This window comes from Qipengyuania mesophila (assembly GCF_019711655.1).
GTDB classification, from domain to species: domain Bacteria; phylum Pseudomonadota; class Alphaproteobacteria; order Sphingomonadales; family Sphingomonadaceae; genus Qipengyuania; species Qipengyuania mesophila.
Map to the genome: position 1 here is coordinate 153,056 of NZ_JAIGNU010000001.1, position 16,880 is coordinate 169,935.

The 16,880-nt window shown below is 65.6% G+C and carries 20 protein-coding genes and 1 tRNA gene; 8 read left to right on the plus strand and 13 right to left on the minus strand.

Going from position 1 to position 16,880, the window contains the following annotated elements:
- Positions 1 to 4: 4 nt before the first annotated feature.
- Both K3181_RS00740 and K3181_RS00745 read right to left on the minus strand, forming a co-directional pair.
- Positions 5 to 304 (minus strand): hypothetical protein, encoded by a 300-nt coding sequence (locus tag K3181_RS00740; RefSeq protein WP_221599896.1) that lies wholly within the window; start codon positions 302 to 304, stop codon positions 5 to 7.
- Positions 297 to 1,250, minus strand: a complete 954-nt coding sequence (locus tag K3181_RS00745) for a carbon-nitrogen hydrolase family protein (RefSeq protein ID WP_221599898.1) — start codon at positions 1,248 to 1,250, stop codon at positions 297 to 299. The genes K3181_RS00740 and K3181_RS00745 overlap by 8 nt, the downstream gene beginning before the upstream one ends.
- Before the next feature lie 54 nt (positions 1,251 to 1,304).
- On the opposite strand from K3181_RS00745, the gene K3181_RS00750 reads away from it, so the two are divergent.
- Positions 1,305 to 2,234, plus strand: coding sequence for an NAD(P)/FAD-dependent oxidoreductase (locus K3181_RS00750; protein ID WP_221599900.1), 930 nt, complete (start codon positions 1,305 to 1,307; stop codon positions 2,232 to 2,234).
- On the opposite strand, the gene rimM is transcribed toward K3181_RS00750, so the two are convergent.
- The 5 genes from rimM to K3181_RS00775 all read right to left on the minus strand — a co-directional run bounded on the left by rimM (position 2,231) and on the right by K3181_RS00775 (position 5,419).
- Entirely contained in the window at positions 2,231 to 2,716 is a 486-nt protein-coding gene (gene rimM / locus K3181_RS00755; RefSeq protein ID WP_221599902.1) for a ribosome maturation factor RimM, read from the minus strand. The genes K3181_RS00750 and rimM overlap by 4 nt on opposite strands.
- Before the next feature lie 8 nt (positions 2,717 to 2,724).
- Positions 2,725 to 3,198 (minus strand): 30S ribosomal protein S16, encoded by a 474-nt coding sequence (gene rpsP, locus K3181_RS00760; RefSeq protein ID WP_221599904.1) that lies wholly within the window; start codon positions 3,196 to 3,198, stop codon positions 2,725 to 2,727.
- 34 nt (positions 3,199 to 3,232) lie between these two features.
- Entirely contained in the window at positions 3,233 to 4,720 is a 1,488-nt protein-coding gene (ffh, locus tag K3181_RS00765; protein ID WP_221599906.1) for a signal recognition particle protein, read from the minus strand.
- 176 nt (positions 4,721 to 4,896) lie between these two features.
- Positions 4,897 to 4,972, minus strand: a tRNA-Ala gene (locus K3181_RS00770).
- A 102-nt stretch (positions 4,973 to 5,074) separates the two neighbouring features.
- A complete protein-coding gene (locus tag K3181_RS00775; RefSeq protein WP_221599908.1) occupies positions 5,075 to 5,419 on the minus strand; it encodes an FYDLN acid domain-containing protein in 345 nt (114 codons plus the stop codon).
- Positions 5,420 to 5,534: 115 nt separating this feature from the next.
- On the opposite strand from K3181_RS00775, the gene aroA reads away from it, so the two are divergent.
- The 4 genes from aroA (at position 5,535) to K3181_RS00795 (ending at position 8,801) form a co-directional block, all read left to right on the plus strand.
- A complete protein-coding gene (aroA, locus tag K3181_RS00780) occupies positions 5,535 to 6,890 on the plus strand; it encodes a 3-phosphoshikimate 1-carboxyvinyltransferase (RefSeq protein ID WP_221599910.1) in 1,356 nt (451 codons plus the stop codon).
- A complete protein-coding gene (locus tag K3181_RS00785) occupies positions 6,884 to 7,144 on the plus strand; it encodes a CBU_0592 family membrane protein (protein ID WP_345725474.1) in 261 nt (86 codons plus the stop codon). Before aroA ends, K3181_RS00785 begins: the two co-directional genes overlap by 7 nt.
- Entirely contained in the window at positions 7,141 to 7,761 is a 621-nt protein-coding gene (locus K3181_RS00790; protein WP_221599911.1) for a (d)CMP kinase, read from the plus strand. The genes K3181_RS00785 and K3181_RS00790 overlap by 4 nt, the downstream gene beginning before the upstream one ends.
- Positions 7,762 to 7,850: 89 nt before the next feature.
- Entirely contained in the window at positions 7,851 to 8,801 is a 951-nt protein-coding gene (locus tag K3181_RS00795; protein ID WP_221599912.1) for a bifunctional helix-turn-helix transcriptional regulator/GNAT family N-acetyltransferase, read from the plus strand.
- Positions 8,802 to 8,811: 10 nt separating this feature from the next.
- Here K3181_RS00795 and K3181_RS00800 read toward each other — a convergent pair whose 3' ends face one another.
- Positions 8,812 to 10,113 (minus strand): cyclic di-GMP phosphodiesterase, encoded by a 1,302-nt coding sequence (locus K3181_RS00800; protein WP_221599913.1) that lies wholly within the window; start codon positions 10,111 to 10,113, stop codon positions 8,812 to 8,814.
- A gap of 326 nt (positions 10,114 to 10,439) precedes the next feature.
- Between K3181_RS00800 and rpsA the strand changes: the two genes are divergently transcribed.
- The 3 genes from rpsA (at position 10,440) to K3181_RS00815 (ending at position 14,000) form a co-directional block, all read left to right on the plus strand.
- Positions 10,440 to 12,143 carry a 30S ribosomal protein S1 gene (rpsA, locus tag K3181_RS00805; RefSeq protein ID WP_221599914.1) on the plus strand — a complete coding sequence of 568 codons (1,704 nt, stop codon included), beginning with the start codon at positions 10,440 to 10,442 and terminating at the stop codon, positions 12,141 to 12,143.
- A 127-nt stretch (positions 12,144 to 12,270) separates the two neighbouring features.
- Positions 12,271 to 13,026 (plus strand): hydroxyacylglutathione hydrolase, encoded by a 756-nt coding sequence (gene gloB, locus K3181_RS00810; protein WP_221602773.1) that lies wholly within the window; start codon positions 12,271 to 12,273, stop codon positions 13,024 to 13,026.
- Positions 13,027 to 13,031: 5 nt separating this feature from the next.
- On the plus strand, positions 13,032 to 14,000 hold the full coding sequence (locus tag K3181_RS00815; protein WP_221599916.1) for an NADPH:quinone oxidoreductase family protein: 969 nt from the start codon (positions 13,032 to 13,034) through the stop codon (positions 13,998 to 14,000).
- On the opposite strand, the gene K3181_RS00820 is transcribed toward K3181_RS00815, so the two are convergent.
- The 5 genes from K3181_RS00820 to K3181_RS00840 form a co-directional block, all read right to left on the minus strand.
- The gene (locus K3181_RS00820; RefSeq protein WP_221599918.1) at positions 13,988 to 14,596 is read right to left on the minus strand and encodes a flavodoxin family protein; all 609 of its coding nucleotides are present in this window, start codon (positions 14,594 to 14,596) and stop codon (positions 13,988 to 13,990) included. The genes K3181_RS00815 and K3181_RS00820 overlap by 13 nt on opposite strands.
- Before the next feature lie 77 nt (positions 14,597 to 14,673).
- A complete protein-coding gene (locus K3181_RS00825) occupies positions 14,674 to 15,246 on the minus strand; it encodes a F0F1 ATP synthase subunit B family protein (protein WP_221599920.1) in 573 nt (190 codons plus the stop codon).
- Positions 15,239 to 15,733, minus strand: a complete 495-nt coding sequence (locus K3181_RS00830; RefSeq protein WP_221599922.1) for a F0F1 ATP synthase subunit B family protein — start codon at positions 15,731 to 15,733, stop codon at positions 15,239 to 15,241. The genes K3181_RS00825 and K3181_RS00830 overlap by 8 nt, the downstream gene beginning before the upstream one ends.
- Before the next feature lie 81 nt (positions 15,734 to 15,814).
- Positions 15,815 to 16,042: a F0F1 ATP synthase subunit C gene (locus K3181_RS00835; RefSeq protein WP_006832363.1), complete on the minus strand. Its 228-nt coding sequence runs from the start codon at positions 16,040 to 16,042 to the stop codon at positions 15,815 to 15,817.
- 40 nt (positions 16,043 to 16,082) lie between these two features.
- The gene (locus tag K3181_RS00840) at positions 16,083 to 16,871 is read right to left on the minus strand and encodes a F0F1 ATP synthase subunit A (protein WP_345725430.1); all 789 of its coding nucleotides are present in this window, start codon (positions 16,869 to 16,871) and stop codon (positions 16,083 to 16,085) included.
- Between the last annotated feature and the right edge of the window lie 9 nt (positions 16,872 to 16,880).

The following is a 16,880-nucleotide window of genomic DNA, read 5'->3' on the forward strand; positions in this document are numbered from 1 at the left end:
CGCCTCAGCGCCGCCCCAGCCTCAAGCGCTTGTCGTGCCTGGCCGGCCCGATCTTCGAGACGGCGACCGAGCTTGCGATGCCGAGACCGACCAGACCTCCCCCCGCCAGCAGGTCCATCCCGTGGAGCGTCACGCTCTGATGCCCTTCCACCAGGAAGGCGAAGACCACGGCCAGTGGTCCGCCGCCCGCGAGCACATGCCTGAAGCGCGGCCCGATCGTCGGAGAAAAACGCGCCATCGCCCAGCTGATCGCGACGGAGCCGCTTGCATAGGCGGCGCTCAAGGTCACCGGATCGTCAATCATTCCACTCCACCCCGTTTCTGGCGCGCGTATCGACGCGCAGCTCGAAGACGTCAGGCCGCGAGTAATGGCCGTCGGTATCGAGCGATGCCAAGCCTTCTTCGATCTCGGTCAGATCGAGCTCTGCGAACAGCGTCTCCTCGCCCTCGCCCGCCTGCGCAACGATCCGCGCGTCGGGCGCGGCGATGAGCGAACCACCACGGTTGAGCACGTCTTCGGGAATCGCCGCCATCAACTCGCGCGCTTCATCGCTTCCGCCCGCACGCTCGAGCCCGTCGAACAGATCGTCCTTCGATTGCACCAGCCCTGCCGCGAGCACGAAGCAGCGCCCCTCCATCGCGTAATGCCGCGAGGCGATGGCATATTGCTCGCGCACCGTGGGCCAGGCAGCGACATGCACGCTCTCGCCGAGATTGTGCATCGCCGCGCGCGCCAGCGGCATCCAGTGTTCCCAGCAGATCAGGCTGCCGACGCGGCCCCACTCGGCCTGGTGGATGCCGAGCGTCGAGCCGTCGCCGCGCATCCACACCAGCCGCTCGCCATGCGTCGGCACCAGCTTGCGGTGGTCCAGCACCGGCAGCCCGGGGCGGAAGGTCAGCTGGTTGTTGTAGAGGCTGCGACGCACCCGCTCGTGCGCGCCGATGCTGATCACCGCGCCGCTGGCGTCGCACAGTTCCTGCAAGGGCAGCAGCCGCTCGTCATCCGCCACCACCGCCTGATCCATCAGGATCCGGTGCAGCGCCTTGCTCCCCGGATGATCCCACAGCGCCGCACCGGGCGCCTCGTCGAGCCACAGCGGGTAGCCACCGAGGAAGGTCTCGCCGAAGGCCACCAGCCTCGCCCCGCCATCGATCGCCGCGCGCGCGAGGCGCACCGCCTTGTCGATCCCGTCGCCGATCGCGAGCGGGATCGGAGCGGCCTGGACTATGGCGACGGGGAGCATGGTCATGTCAGCCTGCTAGCCGCAGGCGGCACCCTTTGCCATCCCGCGCGTATCAGCGGAATGGAAACGCACGCCAAAGAGATCGACGATTGCATCATCGTGGGAGCAGGGCCGGCCGGGTTGACCGCGGCGATCTATCTCGCGCGCTACTACCTCGATATCCGCATGTTCGATTGCGGCACCAGCCGTGCGAGCTGGATCCCGACGAGCCACAACCATGCCGGCTTTCCCGAGGGTATCAACGGCGAGGAACTGCTCGAGCGGATGCGCGAGCAGGCCGCCAAATACGGCGCGCTGCGCGAGCCCAGACGCGTCACCGACCTCCAACGCGAAGACGAGCATTTCACCGTCTGCTGCGACGACGAGGAATATCGCGCGCGAACCGTCCTGCTGGCAACAGGCGTGGTCAATATCCGGCCCGATGGGATCGACGGCGAGTTGCACGACGAGGCGCTGCGCCGCGGCCTGATCCGCTATTGCCCGGTCTGCGACGGCTACGAAGTGACCGACAAGCGTGTCGCGGTGATCGGCACAAGCGACCACGGCACGGCGGAGGCGCAGTTCATCCGCACTTATACGCGCGACGTGACGCTGGTTTCACCCGATGGCGATCACGATCTGTCGGAGCAGTGCTCGAAAGCGCTCGACGAGGCCGGGATCGCGCGCGTGGCGGGGCCCTGTGGTTCCTTCGCCATCGAGAACGGGCGGATCGCCTTCGACACGGTCGAGGGTCGCCTGAGCTTCGACAGCCTCTATCCCGCGCTAGGCTCGGTGGTGCGTTCGGGTCTGGCCGAAAAATGCGGCGCGAAAGTGAGCGAGGACGGTTGCATACTCGTCGACGACCATCTCGAAACCAGCGTGCCGGGGCTGTTCGCCGCGGGCGACGTGGTGATCGGCCTCGACCAGATCAGCCATGCGATGGGCCAGGCCGGCGTCGCTGCCACCACGATCCGCAACCACCTGGCCGAGAAGCGGCCGCTGCGGCGCTAGTCGACGAAACCGGCGGCAACCATCAGCCGTTCGCTATCCCATTCGGGCACCGCCTGCTTGGTCAGCGGAACCATGAATTTCTTGCCGTCGGGCTTCTCGATCTCGACGATGTCGGTTGCCCCGAAATTCTCGACCGCGCAGACGCGGCCGACGGGCTCGCCGTTGTCGGAGACCACGGCAAGGTCGAGCAGGTCGGAATGGTAGAATTCGTCCGCGGCCAGCTCGGGCAGGGCCTGCCGGGACACCGAAAGGGCGGTGCCACGCAGCTGCTCGGCCGCGGTCCGATCCGTGACCTCGGCAAAGCGCGCGATGGCACCGCCCTTGTTGTCGCTGCGGATCTTGACGAGGGTCAGCGATCCCTCATTGAAGCTCTTGTGCGGTTTGAGGGCATCGACCCCCTCGCCGAAGAGCTTCAGGCGGACTTCGCCCGCCACGCCATGTGCACCGGTGACGGCTGCCAGCGTGACGGGCTTGTCCGACATGGGCGGGATTACTCGCCCTTGTCTTCGGTAGCTTCTTCGGCAGCGGCTTCTTCGGCCGGCGCTTCTTCAGCGGCAGCTTCTTCGGCCGGAGCTTCGGCAGCAGCCTTGGCTTCTTCTTCGGCAGCCTTCTTGGCTTCCTCGGCTTCAGCGACCTTGGCGGCCTTTTCCTCGGCGCGTTCCTTGGCGGCTTCGCCCGGCTCGCCCTTCTTCGGGTTGTTGCGCGGTGCACGCTCGAGGATGCCGGCGGCATCGAGGAAGCGGTGGACGCGGTCCGACGGCTTGGCGCCGACCGACAGCCAGTGACGCGCGCGGTCTTCGTTGAGCTTCACGCGCTCGCCCGAATCCTTCGGCAGCATCGGGTTGTAGGTGCCGATCTGCTCGAGATACTTGCCGTCGCGCGCCGAACGCGAGTCGGCGACGATGATGCGGTAGTAGGGGCGCTTCTTGGCACCACCACGCGAAAGACGGATTGCAACTGCCATTTGATATAACCTTTCGAATGTAAACGTCTGAAACTTATTTCTTCTTGAGCATGTCCTGGAGGTCGGGGGGGAGCGTGTTCATATCCACGCCGGGTCCCTTGCCGCCGCCCATTCCGGGCATGCCGCCGCCAGGACCGCCGAGCCCCGGCATGGCGGCGCCCATGCCCCCGCCGCCGAACAGCGCGCCGAGGCCCTTGAGGCCGCCCATCTTCTTGATCTGCTTCATCGCGCGGCCCATCTCCTGGTGCATCTTGAGCACCTTGTTGACGGTCTGCACGTCGGTGCCCGAGCCCGCCGCCACGCGCTTCTTGCGCTTGGCGTTCATCAGTTCGGGGCGCTTGCGTTCCTTGGGCGTCATCGAGCCGATGATCGCATCCATATGCAGCAGCACGCGGTCGTCCATGTTCGAGGCCGCCATTGCCGCCTTGGCCTTCTTCATCCCCGGCAGCATGCCCGCGAGCATGCCGAGGCCGCCCATGTTCTGCATCTGGCGGAGCTGCATGCGCAGGTCTTCGAGATCGAACTTGCCCTGCGCCATCTTCTTGGCGAGCGCCTCGGCCTCGTCGGCCTTGATCGTCTCGGCAGCCTTTTCGACCAGGCTGACGACATCGCCCATGCCAAGGATGCGGCCGGCGACGCGCTTGGGATCGAAGGCCTCGATCGCATCGAGCTTCTCGCCCGTGCCGGCGAACTTGATCGGCTTGCCGGTGACATAGCGCATCGACAGCGCCGCACCGCCGCGTGCATCGCCGTCCATGCGGGTCAGCACCACGCCGGTCAGCGGCACTTCGCCGGTGAAGCTCTGTGCGACATTGACCGCGTCCTGGCCGGTCAGGCTGTCGACCACCAGCAACACCTCAGTCGGCGCGGAGACGCTGGCGATGGCCTTCATCTCGGCCATCAGCGCTTCGTCGACGTGGAGGCGGCCCGCGGTGTCGAGCAGCAGCACGTCGGCGGCCTGCAGCTTGGCGCTTTCCATCGCGCGGCGGGCGATATCGACCGGCTGCTGGCCTTCGACGATCGGCAGCGTGGCGACCTCGACCTGTTCGCCGAGGACCTTGAGCTGTTCCTGCGCGGCCGGACGGTTGACGTCGAGCGACGCCATCAGCGCCTTCTTGCCGTGCTTCTGCTTGATCAGCCGGCCGAGCTTGGCGGTGGTGGTCGTCTTGCCCGAGCCCTGCAGGCCGACCATCATGATGACGACCGGCGGCTTGGCGGCGAAATTGAGCTCGCGATCCTTGGGATCGGCATCCTCGCCCCCGCCGAGCATGGCGACGAGCTCGTCGTCGACGATCTTGACGACCTGCTGGCCGGGGGTGACCGACTTGAGGACGTCCTGCCCGATCGCCTTTTCGGTGACCGCATCGATGAAGCGGCGGACAACGGGCAGCGCGACATCGGCCTCGAGCAGCGCCACGCGAATCTCGCGCATCGCATCGCGCACGTCCTGTTCGGACAGCGCGCCGCGCCCCTTCAGGCGGTCGAAGACATTGCCGAGGCGGTCGGACAGATTGTCGAACATGCCTGTTACTCCTCATCGAACCATGGCTGGCCCGATTAAACGCGAAAAACGCCGGCGGACGAGAACTCGTCGGCCAGCGTGGGGAATTCCCCGATGAAACCCAAACTCATGCCCGGGTGTGGTGGAAGCAAGCCGCAGCCGTCGCCACGGCCTGCTACCACCAGAACCGGTGAAAATGGTGGAGCCTAGCGGGATCGAACCGCTGACCTCTACAATGCCATTGTAGCGCTCTCCCAGCTGAGCTAAGGCCCCGAACCATTTTTCAAACGACGCATCCTGGGAGGTGCGTCACCCTTGCGGGAGGCGCCCAATATAAGCAGCCCTCCCGCAATGCAACAGCTAATTTAAGCCACGTCAGCTTTCGTCGACGTCGTCGTCGTCGCCCTTCGATTTGGTCTCGACGCCGAGGTCGTCGTCGCCACCGAGATCGACTTCGTTGTCGGGCGAATCATCGTCTTCGTCGATGTCGATATCGAGATCGTCATCGTCGTCGCCGCCCAGATCGCTGTCCGCCTCGGCGTCCTTCTTCTTCTTGGATTCGTCCTCGGCGAGGATCGGCTGCTTCGACTTGAGCACGGGCTCGGGAGTCCATTCCTCACCGCATTCGATGCAGGTGACGGGATCTTCCTTGTTCAGATCGTAGAAGCGGGTGCCGCAGTTCGGGCAGGTCCGCTTGGTGCCCCATTCCGGTTTGACCATGTGTAATCCTTGGATTTGCCGCCCCACGCGACCTGCGCGGAGCCGTGAATTCGTAATTGTATTGATGGGAACCTGCCGGGCAGGAATCAACAGCGCGCGCGCCTTGCCAGAACCCATGTGCGCTGTCAAAGCGCCGCCTTCATATGGATATGCCTTCGTGACCGCCCATCGCTTTCTCCCCTCAGGCCCGCTGACCGGTCGCATCCGCGTGCCGGGCGATAAGTCGATCAGCCACCGTGCGCTGATGTTCGGTGCGCTGGCCGTGGGCCGCAGCCGGATTTCGGGGCTGCTCGAGGGCGAGGACGTGCTCGCCACCGCCGCCGCGCTGCGCGCCATGGGTGCGCGGATCGAGCGGTCAGGCGACGACTGGGTGGTCGACGGGGTCGGCGTCGGCGGGCTGCTCCAGCCCGAACAGGCGCTCGACATGGGCAATTCGGGCACCTCGACGCGGCTGCTCATGGGGCTGGTCGCCAGCCACGGGATCACCGCCGCCTTCACCGGCGACGCGAGCCTTTCGAAGCGCCCGATGGGGCGCGTGATCGATCCACTCTCGACCATGGGCGCGAGCTTCACGCCCTCCCCCGGCGGCACGCTGCCGCTGGTGATGGAGGGCATGCAGCCCGCCGTTCCGGTCACCTATCGCCTGCCCGTCGCCAGCGCTCAGGTGAAGAGTGCGGTGCTGCTCGCCGGGCTCAACACGCCGGGCATCACTACGGTCCTAGAACCCGTGCCGACGCGCGACCACACCGAGCGCATGCTGCGCGGTTTCGGCGCCGAACTGACAGTCGAGGAAGCGGATGGCGAGCGGATCATCCGGATCCATGGCCCCGCGGACCTCCACCCCTGCGACATCACCGTGCCCGGCGATCCATCCTCCGCGGCCTTCTTCGCCGTTGCCGCCAGCGTGGTGCCGGGCAGCGACCTCGTGATCGAAAACGTCGGGCTCAATCCGACGCGCGACGGGATCTTCCGCGTGCTCGGGCAGATGGGCTCGGATATCGAGAAGCTCGACGAACGCGAGGTCGGTGGCGAGCCGGTCGCCGACCTGCGCGTACGGCACGCGAAGCTGAAGGGCATAAAGGTCGACCCCGCCATCGCGCCGAGCATGATCGACGAATTTCCCGTCCTCTTCGTGGCCGCCGCCATGGCCGAGGGCACGACCGTGACCAGCGGGCTCGACGAATTGCGCGTCAAGGAAAGCGACCGCCTGTTCGCCATGGCCGCCGCACTGATGGCTGCTGGCGTGACGCTCGAAGAACGCGAAGACGGCCTCGTGATCACCGGCAGCGGCGGCGAACCGCTCCGCGGCACCGCCAACGCCCGCGTCGCGACGCATCTCGACCACCGCATCGCGATGAGCATGGCCGTGGCGGGCCTCGCCAGCCGCCACGGGGTGGAGATCGACGATATCGAACCGATCGCGACGAGCTTCCCCAATTTCACCGCGCTGCTCGACGCGGCCGCATCGTGATCGACCTCGACATCTACACGCTCGTCGGTTTCGTCGGCATGGCCTGCATCATCGGCGCCTATGGCTACCTCACCTGGAAGGACGAGCCGAACCCCTACGTGCTGCACGGCACCAATCTCGCCGGCGCGGCGTTGCTGACCGTTTCGCTGCTGGTGCACACCAACTGGCCGAGCCTGGTGCTCGAAGGCTTCTGGGCGGCGATCGCCCTGTGGGGCTTGGCCAAGGCGCTGAAGGCGCGGGGGACGAAAGCATGATCATCGCCGTCGATGGACCGACTGCCAGCGGAAAGGGCACGATCGCCAAGGCGCTTGCGGCGCATTTCGGGCTGCCGCATCTCGATACGGGCCTGCTCTATCGCGCCGTGGGGCGGCAGGTGTTCCTCGACGGGGGCGACCCCGACGACGGCGGCGATGCACTGGCGGCGACGAGCTTTCCCGACAGCCTGCTCGACGATCCGCAGCTACGCAGCGAGGAGGTCGGCGGGCTCGCGAGCCGCGTCTCGATCCACCCGGCTGTGCGCCAGGCGCTTTACGAGCGGCAGCGCAGCTTTGCCACGCAGGAGGGCGGCGCGGTACTCGACGGGCGCGACATCGGCACGGTCATCGCGCCCGAGGCCGAGGCCAAGCTCTTCGTCACCGCCAGCGTCGAGGCACGCGCGCAGCGCCGCTTCCTCGAGATGCGCGAGCGCGGTGCGGGCGTGACGCTGCTCGAAATCCAGGACGATCTGCGCCGCCGCGACGAGCGTGACAGCAAGCGCGCGGTCGCGCCGCTGGTCCCGGCAGCCGACGCGATGATCATCGATACCAGCGCGCTGGGCAGGGACGAGGCGATTGCCGCCGCGATCGAGGCGGTCACTCAAGCGATTTCATAATGTCCGACCAAGGCTAATGTCCGACCAAGGCGCTTGCCGAGTTCCGCGATGACCTATATCGTGTTATATATCACGTTATGGAGATTCGGATGGTCGATGTCGTCGCGCAGATGGGTCCCGCTTTCCTCGGCAGCAGGCTAAAACGACTGGGAGAGCGCATGCAGGCGGGGGCCGCCAGCGTGCTGAGCGACGCGGGTATCCCGCTGCAACCCGGGCACATGGCGGCCATGGCGGCACTGCGCACCGGCCCCCGGACGGTCGGGCAGCTGGCCGAGGCGAGCGGTACCAGCCAGCCCGGGATGACGCGCACCGTGAGCCAGCTCAAGCGGTTGGGCCTCGCGGGCGATGTCGCCTGCGACGACCAGCGCAGCCGGATGATCGCCCTCACCGACGAAGGCGAGCGCATGGCTCGCCGGATCGCGGAACTGGTCTGGCCTCGCGTCGGCGCGGCGGCGGAAGAGATCCTCTCTCTGGTCGAGGGCGATTTCTTTCGCCAGCTGGCGATCATCGAGGATGCGCTGGCCGAGGCATCGATCGCCGAACGCGCGGCCCGGGTACAGCCCTCCGCCCTCACCCTGCGCGATTATTCCCCCGCCCTCGCCCGCGAATTCCACGACATCAACGCCGAATGGATCGAAAGCATGTTCGTGCTCGAGGAAACCGATCGCGAGGTCCTCGAACACCCGCAGGAGCGTATCATCGATCCCGGAGGCGACATCCTCTTCGTCGAGGCCGCGGGGCTCGGCATCGTCGGCACCTGCGCGTTGCAGAAGACCGGCCCCGGCGCCTTCGAGCTGACCAAGATGGGGGTCCGTGAAAGCGCGCGCGGGCTGAAGGCGGGCGAGTTCCTGCTGCAGGGGATGATCGATCGTGCGCAGGCACTGGGCGCGGAGAAGCTCTATCTTCTGACCAACCACACCTGTGCGGCGGCGATCCACCTCTATGAAAAGCTCGGCTTCACGCATGATGCAGGCATCATGGCCGATTACGGCGCGCGCTACGAACGCTGCGATGTCGCCATGCTCTACACCGGCGACTGAGCGCTTCGTTTCAGACGGCGAGCGTGGCGACAGGCTTCCGCGTCCACTCGACCCCGCGTAAATGCGCTTCGCTGCACAGCTCGGGAGCGATCCCGTAGGCCTGCGGATCGGCGGGCGCGAGAATCGCCACGCTGTCGCGCTTGCCCGCGGTGCTCGCATCCTTTGCTGCGATCGGCCTCCCGGTGGCGGTGCAGAAGAACACCAGCACGCGCGAACGCTGCCCATCGCTTCGGGGCGCAAGGACGAGGCCAAGCCGGTCGCCGTCGAGTTCGACCACGAGGCCTTCGGGATACACGCCCACGCTCTGCATGAAGGCGAACAGCAGTTCGCGGTCGAACTGCCCTTCCCAGCCCCACATCGCCGTCATCGCCTTGCTGGGGCTCCAGGCGTCCTTGTAGGCGCGGTCCGAGGTCAGCGCGTCATAGACGTCGCAGATCGCGCCGAGCCGCGCGGCTTCGGACAGCTCCGCCCCGGACAGGCCCGAAGGATAGCCCTTGCCGTCGGGGCGTTCGTGATGGTGGCGGCAGACATCGAGCGCGATCGCGGGCACTCCGGATGTCCGAGCCAGAATGTCGTAGCCCTGGATCGGGTGGGTGCGAACCGCGTCGAATTCGGCTTCGTCCAGGCTGCCGGGCTTGTCGAGGATCGCCTGGTCGACACACATCTTTCCGAGATCGTGGAACAGGCCGGCCAGGCCGTAGTCGAAGACCTCTGCCTCGTCCTTGCCGAGCTGGCGTGCGACATTGATCATCAGTGTGCAGACGGCGACCGAATGGAGATAGGTGTATTCGTCCTTCTGCTTGAGACGCAGGACCTCGAGCAGGGCGCGCGGGCATTGCGCGGTCGAGCCGACGATGTCTTCGACGACATCGCTCACCTCCGCCATGCGAATCGGTTTGCCCGACCGGATGTTCGCAAAGGTTTCGCGCGTCACCGCAAGCGAGCGTGCGAGGAGCCGCTTGGCCTCGGCGCGCTTGCTGTTGCGGGCAGGCGCGGCACTGTAAGACCCGCGCGACGGCCCGCCGGGCTTCCTCGAACGCAGGGGCCGGATCGACTCCTTCCCGTCGTCGCACGGCCTAGCTTGTGCGCTCGCGCTCGCTGTGGAAGGGCTGTCCTGCGCGGCTTCTGCCGGTCCCGGCCCCTTCTCGTCATCGATGATCACGAAGGGCACTGCCGATTCCGCCAGCCTTCGAAGATGGCGGGGCTTTACTTCGAACCGCTTGACCCAGAAGGGATGGTTCAGCCAGCCGCCGCCGAAGCCGCAGATGAACATGCCCGCCGTGACATCCTGGGGTAAGATCCTGTGTTTCATTTGCGCTTTGTCGGGTAGCCCGGATCCACGTTTGACTTCTCGTAGGTCGAATTCGGCTTGTGGCGCGGCAACCCCAAAGATTTTCCTAATGAACCGGTTACATAGCGGCGCACGAAGCAATTTCCTTGCCTTCGGCGCCGGTTTCGCCTAGGCGCGCGCCCGTTCTCGCAATCTGTCGATTGAAAGGACCCGCGCGATGGCAACCGGCCCCGCGCGGCATCGGCCTCTTGCCCCGTACGGCCCGTGCAATGGTGCGCAGGCAGACGGGTAAAGACCCCGGGAAAACCGGCGGCCGGTAGCAAAACGAACGTTAGGACTACACAACCATGGCAACTGCAGCCAATCCCACTCGCGACGATTTCGCGAAAATGCTCGACGAGCAGCTCGGCGGCGCCGACGATGGCGGCTTCGAAGGCCGCGTCGTCAAGGGCACCGTCACCGCCATCGAAAACGGCATGGCGCACATCGATGTCGGCCTGAAGAGCGAAGGCCGCGTCGACCTCAAGGAATTCCAGCGCGGCGAAGGCGATGTCGCACCGGGTGTCGGTGACGAAGTCGAAGTCTATGTCGACCGCGTCGAAAACGCCGACGGCGAAGCCATGCTGTCGCGCGACCGCGCCCGCCGCGAAGCCGCCTGGGACAAGCTCGAAAGCGAGTTCGGCGAAGGCAAGCGCGTCGAAGGCCGCATCTTCGGCCGCGTCAAGGGCGGCTTCACCGTCGACCTCGACGGCGCCGTGGCCTTCCTGCCCGGCAGCCAGGTCGACATCCGCCCCGTGCGCGACGTCACCCCGCTGATGGACATGGCCCAGCCCTTCCAGATCCTCAAGATGGACCGCCGCCGCGGTAACATCGTCGTCTCGCGCCGCGCGGTTCTGGAAGAAACCCGCGCCGAACAGCGCAGCGAGCTGATCGACAAGCTGGCCGAAGGCCAGGTGATCGACGGCGTGGTCAAGAACATCACCGACTACGGCGCCTTCGTCGACCTCGGCGGTATCGACGGCCTGCTCCACGTCACCGACATGAGCTACAAGCGCGTCAACCACCCGAGCGAAATGATCGAGATCGGCCAGACCGTGACCGTCCAGATCATCCGCATCAACGAAGACACGCAGCGCATCAGCCTCGGCATGAAGCAGCTGGAATCGGATCCGTGGGACGGCGTCGCCGCCAAGTACCCGGTCGGCATGAAGCTGACGGGCACCGTCACCAACATTACCGAATACGGCGCCTTCGTCGAAATCGAACCGGGCATCGAGGGCCTGGTCCACGTTTCGGAAATGAGCTGGACCAAGAAGAACGTGCACCCGGGCAAGATCGTCTCGACCTCGCAGGAAGTCGAAGTGATGGTTCTCGAGGTCGACAGCGAGAAGCGTCGCATCAGCCTCGGCCTCAAGCAGGCCCAGCGCAACCCTTGGGAAGAGTTCGCCGAGAAGCACCCGGTCGGCTCGAAGGTCTCGGGCGAAGTCAAGAACGCCACCGAGTTCGGCCTCTTCATCGGCCTCGACGGCGACGTCGACGGCATGGTCCACATGTCGGACATCGCCTGGGGCATCTCGGGTGAAGACGCGCTCGCGCTGCACCGCAAGGGCGAGCAGGTCGAAGCCGTCGTGCTCGACGTCGACACCGACAAGGAACGCATCAGCCTCGGCATGAAGCAGCTCGAAAAGGGCGCGCCGACCGAAGCCGGTGCCTCGGGCTCGCTCCGCAAGGGCGAAACCGTCACCGTCACCGTCCTCGAAGTCCGCGATGGCGGCCTCGAAGTGCAGGTTGGCGAAGACGGCGCGACCGGCTTCATCAAGCGCAGCGACCTCGGCCGCGACCGCGACGAACAGCGCCCCGACCGCTTCCAGGTCGGCAGCAAGGTCGACGCCATGGTCACCGGCTTCGATCGTTCGAAGAAGCCGAACTTCTCGATCAAGGCTCGCCAGATCGCCGAAGAGAAGGAAGCCGTTGCACAGTTCGGTTCGTCGGATTCGGGTGCCTCGCTCGGCGACATCCTCGGCGAAGCGCTGAAGAAGAAGGAAGACTAAGCTCTTCCCGCCCGCTTCCGGGTAACAGGCAAGGCCCGTCGCTCACCTCGAGCGGCGGGCCTTTCCTATGTGCAGGATCGAGCCTAGGCTGCCGTCGCAACGTAGCGCGATAGGGCCAATGAAACCCATGCTCGAAGTCCACCAGTTCCCCTGCCTGTCCGACAATTACGGATACCTCCTCCACGATCCCGCCAGCGGCGAAACCGCGGCGATCGATACGCCCGATGGCGCGGAATACCTGCGCCAGGCCGAGGCGAAGGGCTGGCGGATCACGCAGATCTGGAACACGCACTGGCACCCAGACCACGCTGGCGGAAACAAGGCTATCGTGGAGGCAACCGGGGCCACCATCGTGGCACCGAAAGAGGTCGAGAAGCTCAGCCCGATCGACCGCGTCGTGGGCAATGGCGACGCGGTGACGCTGGGCGAATGGACCGCGCGCGTGATCGACGTCTCGGGCCATACCAACGGCCATGTCGCCTATCACATTGCCGCGGCGGACATGGCCTTCGTCGGCGACAGCGTCTTCGCACTGGGCTGCGGGCGGATGTTCGAGGGCGAGGCGGAACAGTTCTGGCACAGCCTCGAGCGCATCCGCAGCCTGCCCGACAACACCATGCTCTATTGCGCGCATGAATATACGCAGGCCAATGCGAAATTCGCGCTCCATGCCGATCCCGACAATACCGAGCTCAGGCTCTATGCCGCGCGCATCGACGAGAAGCGCGAGCGCGGCGAGCCGACGGTGCCGACACTGCTGTCGCGCGAGCTGGCGACCAACCCCTTCCTGCGCGCCGACGACGCCGATCTGCGCGACCGCTGGGGCGGCAGCAGCCCCGCCGAGACCTTCGCCGCCCTGCGCGCCGCCAAGGACAATTTTTGACCGCCATGAAGGCCGTTCTCGTGCGAGAGCTGTCGCCCGACCTCTCGGGTGTCGAGCTGGCCGAAATCGGGCGGCCCAAGGGCGAGGTTCTGGTGCGGGTGCGCGCAGCCTCGCTCAATTACCCCGACCTGCTGATGACGCGCGGCGAGTACCAGTTCAAACCCGAGCCGCCCTTCGTCTCGGGTCTGGAGATGGCGGGCGAGGTGGTCGAGGCACCGGCCGATAGCGGCTTCATCCCCGGCGACCGGGTGCGCGGCGGGGCAAAGACTGGCGCTTTTGCCGATTATGTCGCCCTGCCCGCTGCCTCGCTGCGCAAGATTCCCGACGGCCTCGATTTCCCCACGGCGGCGGCGATGGGCGCGGCCTATCACACCGCCTATGTCGCGCTGGTCGAGATCGGCGGGCTCGAGGCCGGGCAAACCGTGCTGGTTCATGGCGCGAGCGGCGGGGTCGGCCTCGCCGCCTGCGACCTCGCCAAGGCAATGGGGGCCAAGGTCATTGCCGCCACGCACCGGGAGGACAAAGTCGAGGCCTTGCGCACAATCGCACGGCCCGACGCAGCGATCCTCAACACCGGCCGTTTCCGCGAGGATATCGCGACGCTGACAGACGGAAGGCTCTGCGATCTCGTCTACGACCCCGTCGGCGGCGACGTCTTCGACGAGAGCACGCGCTGTGTGACCTTCGGCGGCAAGCTGCTGGTGATCGGCTTCGTCGCCGGTCGCATCCCCGAAATCGCGGTCAATATCCCGCTGATCAAGGGCTTCTCGGTGGTCGGCGTGCGCGCGGGCGAATATGCCCGGCGCTTCCCCGATCGCGGGGCGAGGATCGCCGATGCCGTGGACGCACTCGCCGCCGAAGGCCGCATCAAGCCGCATGTCGACCGCACCCTCCCCCTCGACCGCTGGCGCGAGGCCTTCGAGGCGATGCAGCGCGGCGAGATCATCGGGAAGCTCGTGCTTCAGCCGGGATAAGGATCCGCCTTGAGCAGCCCCGCCAGGTGCGCTGCATTACTCGCTACCATCTCAGCAGTCTGCGTCACCTTGCGCGGACGGTGCTCCAAATCCTTGAAGTCGGTCGCATGCATCGCCTCGCCCACCCAATAGCAGGCGGCGACGGCCGGAATCGTCCAGCCCGTGTCGTTCAGGCTCTGAAACAGCTGAGAACTCACCCAGTGCGCACCATCCTCGTTGCCGACGATGGCCGCGACCGCGACTTTGCCATAGCTCGGCATTCGCCCCGCCTCGTCGGTTTCGGAGAGGAAGGCATCCATCCTCTCGAGCACGCGCTTCGCCACCGACGACGCTTGCCCCATCCAGATCGGGGTCCCGAACACGAGGATGTCGGCAGCGAGTATCCGTTCGCGAATGGCCGGCCATTCGTCGCCTTCGCCCTCGTCGGAGCTTACCCCCGGCAGCACATCATGATCGACAACACGGATCGTTTCGCCCACGGTCACGCCATGATTGGTGAAATGTTCGCCGAGCACCTCGATCATGGCGTCGGTCGAGCTCTTGCGAGCGGATGATTTGGCCAGCGAACAGTTTATTGCGCATGCGGAAAGGGCCACGGTTTTCTCCTGCGTTCACAGGAAAAAGCCGCAGCCCTTGCAATTCGTTCCGTGCCGGGCCGAGGCCCGTGCGAGGATCAGATCCCGGCGATCACCTTGTCCGCCAGCGCCTTGTCGGCGTCGGCATCGTGCTTTTCGGCGATCAGCTTGCGGCTGGCCGAGGTCGCGGCGTTGACGGCGCGGTTGCGCACGTCCTCGACCGCCTCGCGCTCTGCAGCGGCGATCTTGTCTTCGGCCATGCGCTTGCGGCGTTCGACCATCGCCTTGCTGTCGGCTTCGGCTTTCTCGAGGATCGCTTCGGCTTCATGCTGCGCATTGGTCAGCATGGCCTCGGCATCCTTTTCGGCACCGGCGATCTTGTCGGCATATTCCTGGCGCAGGGCTTCGGCCTCGGCGCGCAGCTGCTTCGCCTCGTCGAGCTGTTCCTTGATCGCGGCGATCTTGCTGTCGAGCCCGCCGGCGATGGTCTTGTGGACCTTGGCGCCGAAGAAGGCGATCAGCAGCAGGACGAACATCGCGACCGAGACGATCTGGAACGGAGCGAGGCCGAACAGTTCGGGTTCGGCATGGCTGGGTGCCCCGCCATGCCCGACTTCGGTGTTCACCTGAGCAGCCTCGGAAGCAATGACTTCGGGAACGGGATTAGCCATGGCTCATCGCCTCCTTGACGGCCTTGGTTGCGGCAGGCTTGGTCACCTTCGCCCCGGCAATCCGGGCAACGATGTCCTGAGCCGCTTCAACCGCGACCGATTCCACTTCGGCGAGCGCGGCGGTGCGCGCTTCGGCTATGCGGGCTTCGGCTTCGGCCAGCTTCTTGTCGAGACGCGTCTGCGCCGCCTTCAGCTTGCTCTCTGACTTGGCGGCAGCCTCGTCCTTGGCCTTGGCGACGATCGCCTGCGCCGCGGCGCGGTTCTCGTTCTCGCGCACCCGCCAAGCTTCTTCCTGCTCGTCGGCGGCGTCGCGCGCGGCCTTGGCAGCGGCGAGGTCGGCGGAGATCTGGCCGTCACGCTGGGCGACGGTTTCCATCACCTTGGGCACCATGCCACGGCCGATGACGAAGAAGGTGATGCCGAAGAAGACCATCAGCCAGAAGATCTGGCTGGACCATGTTTCGGCAAGCTGTGCTATCTGGGGCATTGCAGCTCTCGAAAGGCGGATACGTTGAATTCTCGACGCCGGCCGGGACGCTCCCGACCGGCGCAAAGTCGGTAGTCGTGCTTAGGCGACGAAGATCAGGATCATCGCGACGACGAACGCCAGCAGGCCGAGAAGTTCGGCAGCGGCGAAGCCGATGAACAGGCGGCCCTGCTGGCCGTCGGCAGCACCCGGGTTGCGCAGCGCGCTTTCGAGGAACGAACCGAAGACGTTACCAACGCCGATCGCGGCCATGCCGGCACCGATCGCAGCGAGGCCCGCACCGATGAGCTTTGCGGCTTCCATTTCCATGACAAACTCCTTTGGAAAATCAGATAGATTGATTGAAGACTTAGTGGAGGTTCTCGGCGTCGTTGATGTACAGCGACGTCAGAAGGGCGAAAACATAGGCCTGGATGCCGGCAACCAGCAGTTCCAGTGCGCAGATGCCGATCATCAGGATGAAGCTCGGCAGGCCGACCACGCTACCCCACAGGGCGCCGGCGTTGGTACCGTCGATCACGAAGCTCGACAGGACTTCGAGCAGAACGTGCCCGGCCATCATCGCGACGAAGAGACGCAGCCCGAGGCTGAATGGGCGCACCATGAACGAGATGAACTCGATCGGCGCGATGATCGGGATCATCGGCAGCGGCGTGCCATGCGGCACGAACAGGCTGAAGAAATGGAGGCCGTGCTTCCAGAAACCGACGACGAGGACGATCGAGAACGACAGGATCGCGAGCGCGCCGGTGATGGTGAAGTGGCTGGTGAAGGTGAACGGATGGATCCCGATCACGCCCAGCGGCAGCAGGCCGAGGATGTTGGCGAACAGGATGAACATGAACAGGCTGAAGACATAGGGCACGTATTTGCGCCCGGCCTTGCCGATGTTGGTTTCCAGCGTGTTGTCGATGAAACCGGTGAAGCTTTCCACCATCATCTGCCAGCGCCCGGGCACCAGCTCGCGCTTCATCCCGCCCAGAACGAAGAGGAAGAGCACCACGGTGGTGATCAGCATCCACAGAGCGGAATTGGTGAAGGCGATGTTGTAGCCTGCGATTTCCCAGTTCCCCGAACCGACAAGCGGTTCGATGGTGAACTGATGCATCGGATCGACTTTGGCCTGCTCGGCTGCCACGTCTGTCTA

What these genes read in the sequence shown, in the direction of transcription:
- K3181_RS00740 (WP_221599896.1), bottom strand. Translation starts at nt 304, where the DNA reads ATGATTGACGATCCGGTGACCTTGAGCGCCGCCTATGCAAGCGGCTCC.
- K3181_RS00745 (WP_221599898.1), bottom strand. Translation starts at nt 1,250, where the DNA reads ATGACCATGCTCCCCGTCGCCATAGTCCAGGCCGCTCCGATCCCGCTC.
- K3181_RS00750 (WP_221599900.1), top strand. Translation starts at nt 1,305, where the DNA reads ATGGAAACGCACGCCAAAGAGATCGACGATTGCATCATCGTGGGAGCA.
- rimM (WP_221599902.1), bottom strand. Translation starts at nt 2,716, where the DNA reads ATGTCGGACAAGCCCGTCACGCTGGCAGCCGTCACCGGTGCACATGGC.
- rpsP (WP_221599904.1), bottom strand. Translation starts at nt 3,198, where the DNA reads ATGGCAGTTGCAATCCGTCTTTCGCGTGGTGGTGCCAAGAAGCGCCCC.
- ffh (WP_221599906.1), bottom strand. Translation starts at nt 4,720, where the DNA reads ATGTTCGACAATCTGTCCGACCGCCTCGGCAATGTCTTCGACCGCCTG.
- K3181_RS00775 (WP_221599908.1), bottom strand. Translation starts at nt 5,419, where the DNA reads ATGGTCAAACCGGAATGGGGCACCAAGCGGACCTGCCCGAACTGCGGC.
- aroA (WP_221599910.1), top strand. Translation starts at nt 5,535, where the DNA reads ATGTGCGCTGTCAAAGCGCCGCCTTCATATGGATATGCCTTCGTGACC.
- K3181_RS00790 (WP_221599911.1), top strand. Translation starts at nt 7,141, where the DNA reads ATGATCATCGCCGTCGATGGACCGACTGCCAGCGGAAAGGGCACGATC.
- K3181_RS00795 (WP_221599912.1), top strand. Translation starts at nt 7,851, where the DNA reads ATGGTCGATGTCGTCGCGCAGATGGGTCCCGCTTTCCTCGGCAGCAGG.
- K3181_RS00800 (WP_221599913.1), bottom strand. Translation starts at nt 10,113, where the DNA reads ATGAAACACAGGATCTTACCCCAGGATGTCACGGCGGGCATGTTCATC.
- rpsA (WP_221599914.1), top strand. Translation starts at nt 10,440, where the DNA reads ATGGCAACTGCAGCCAATCCCACTCGCGACGATTTCGCGAAAATGCTC.
- gloB (WP_221602773.1), top strand. Translation starts at nt 12,271, where the DNA reads ATGCTCGAAGTCCACCAGTTCCCCTGCCTGTCCGACAATTACGGATAC.
- K3181_RS00815 (WP_221599916.1), top strand. Translation starts at nt 13,032, where the DNA reads ATGAAGGCCGTTCTCGTGCGAGAGCTGTCGCCCGACCTCTCGGGTGTC.
- K3181_RS00825 (WP_221599920.1), bottom strand. Translation starts at nt 15,246, where the DNA reads ATGGCTAATCCCGTTCCCGAAGTCATTGCTTCCGAGGCTGCTCAGGTG.
- K3181_RS00830 (WP_221599922.1), bottom strand. Translation starts at nt 15,733, where the DNA reads ATGCCCCAGATAGCACAGCTTGCCGAAACATGGTCCAGCCAGATCTTC.
- K3181_RS00835 (WP_006832363.1), bottom strand. Translation starts at nt 16,042, where the DNA reads ATGGAAATGGAAGCCGCAAAGCTCATCGGTGCGGGCCTCGCTGCGATC.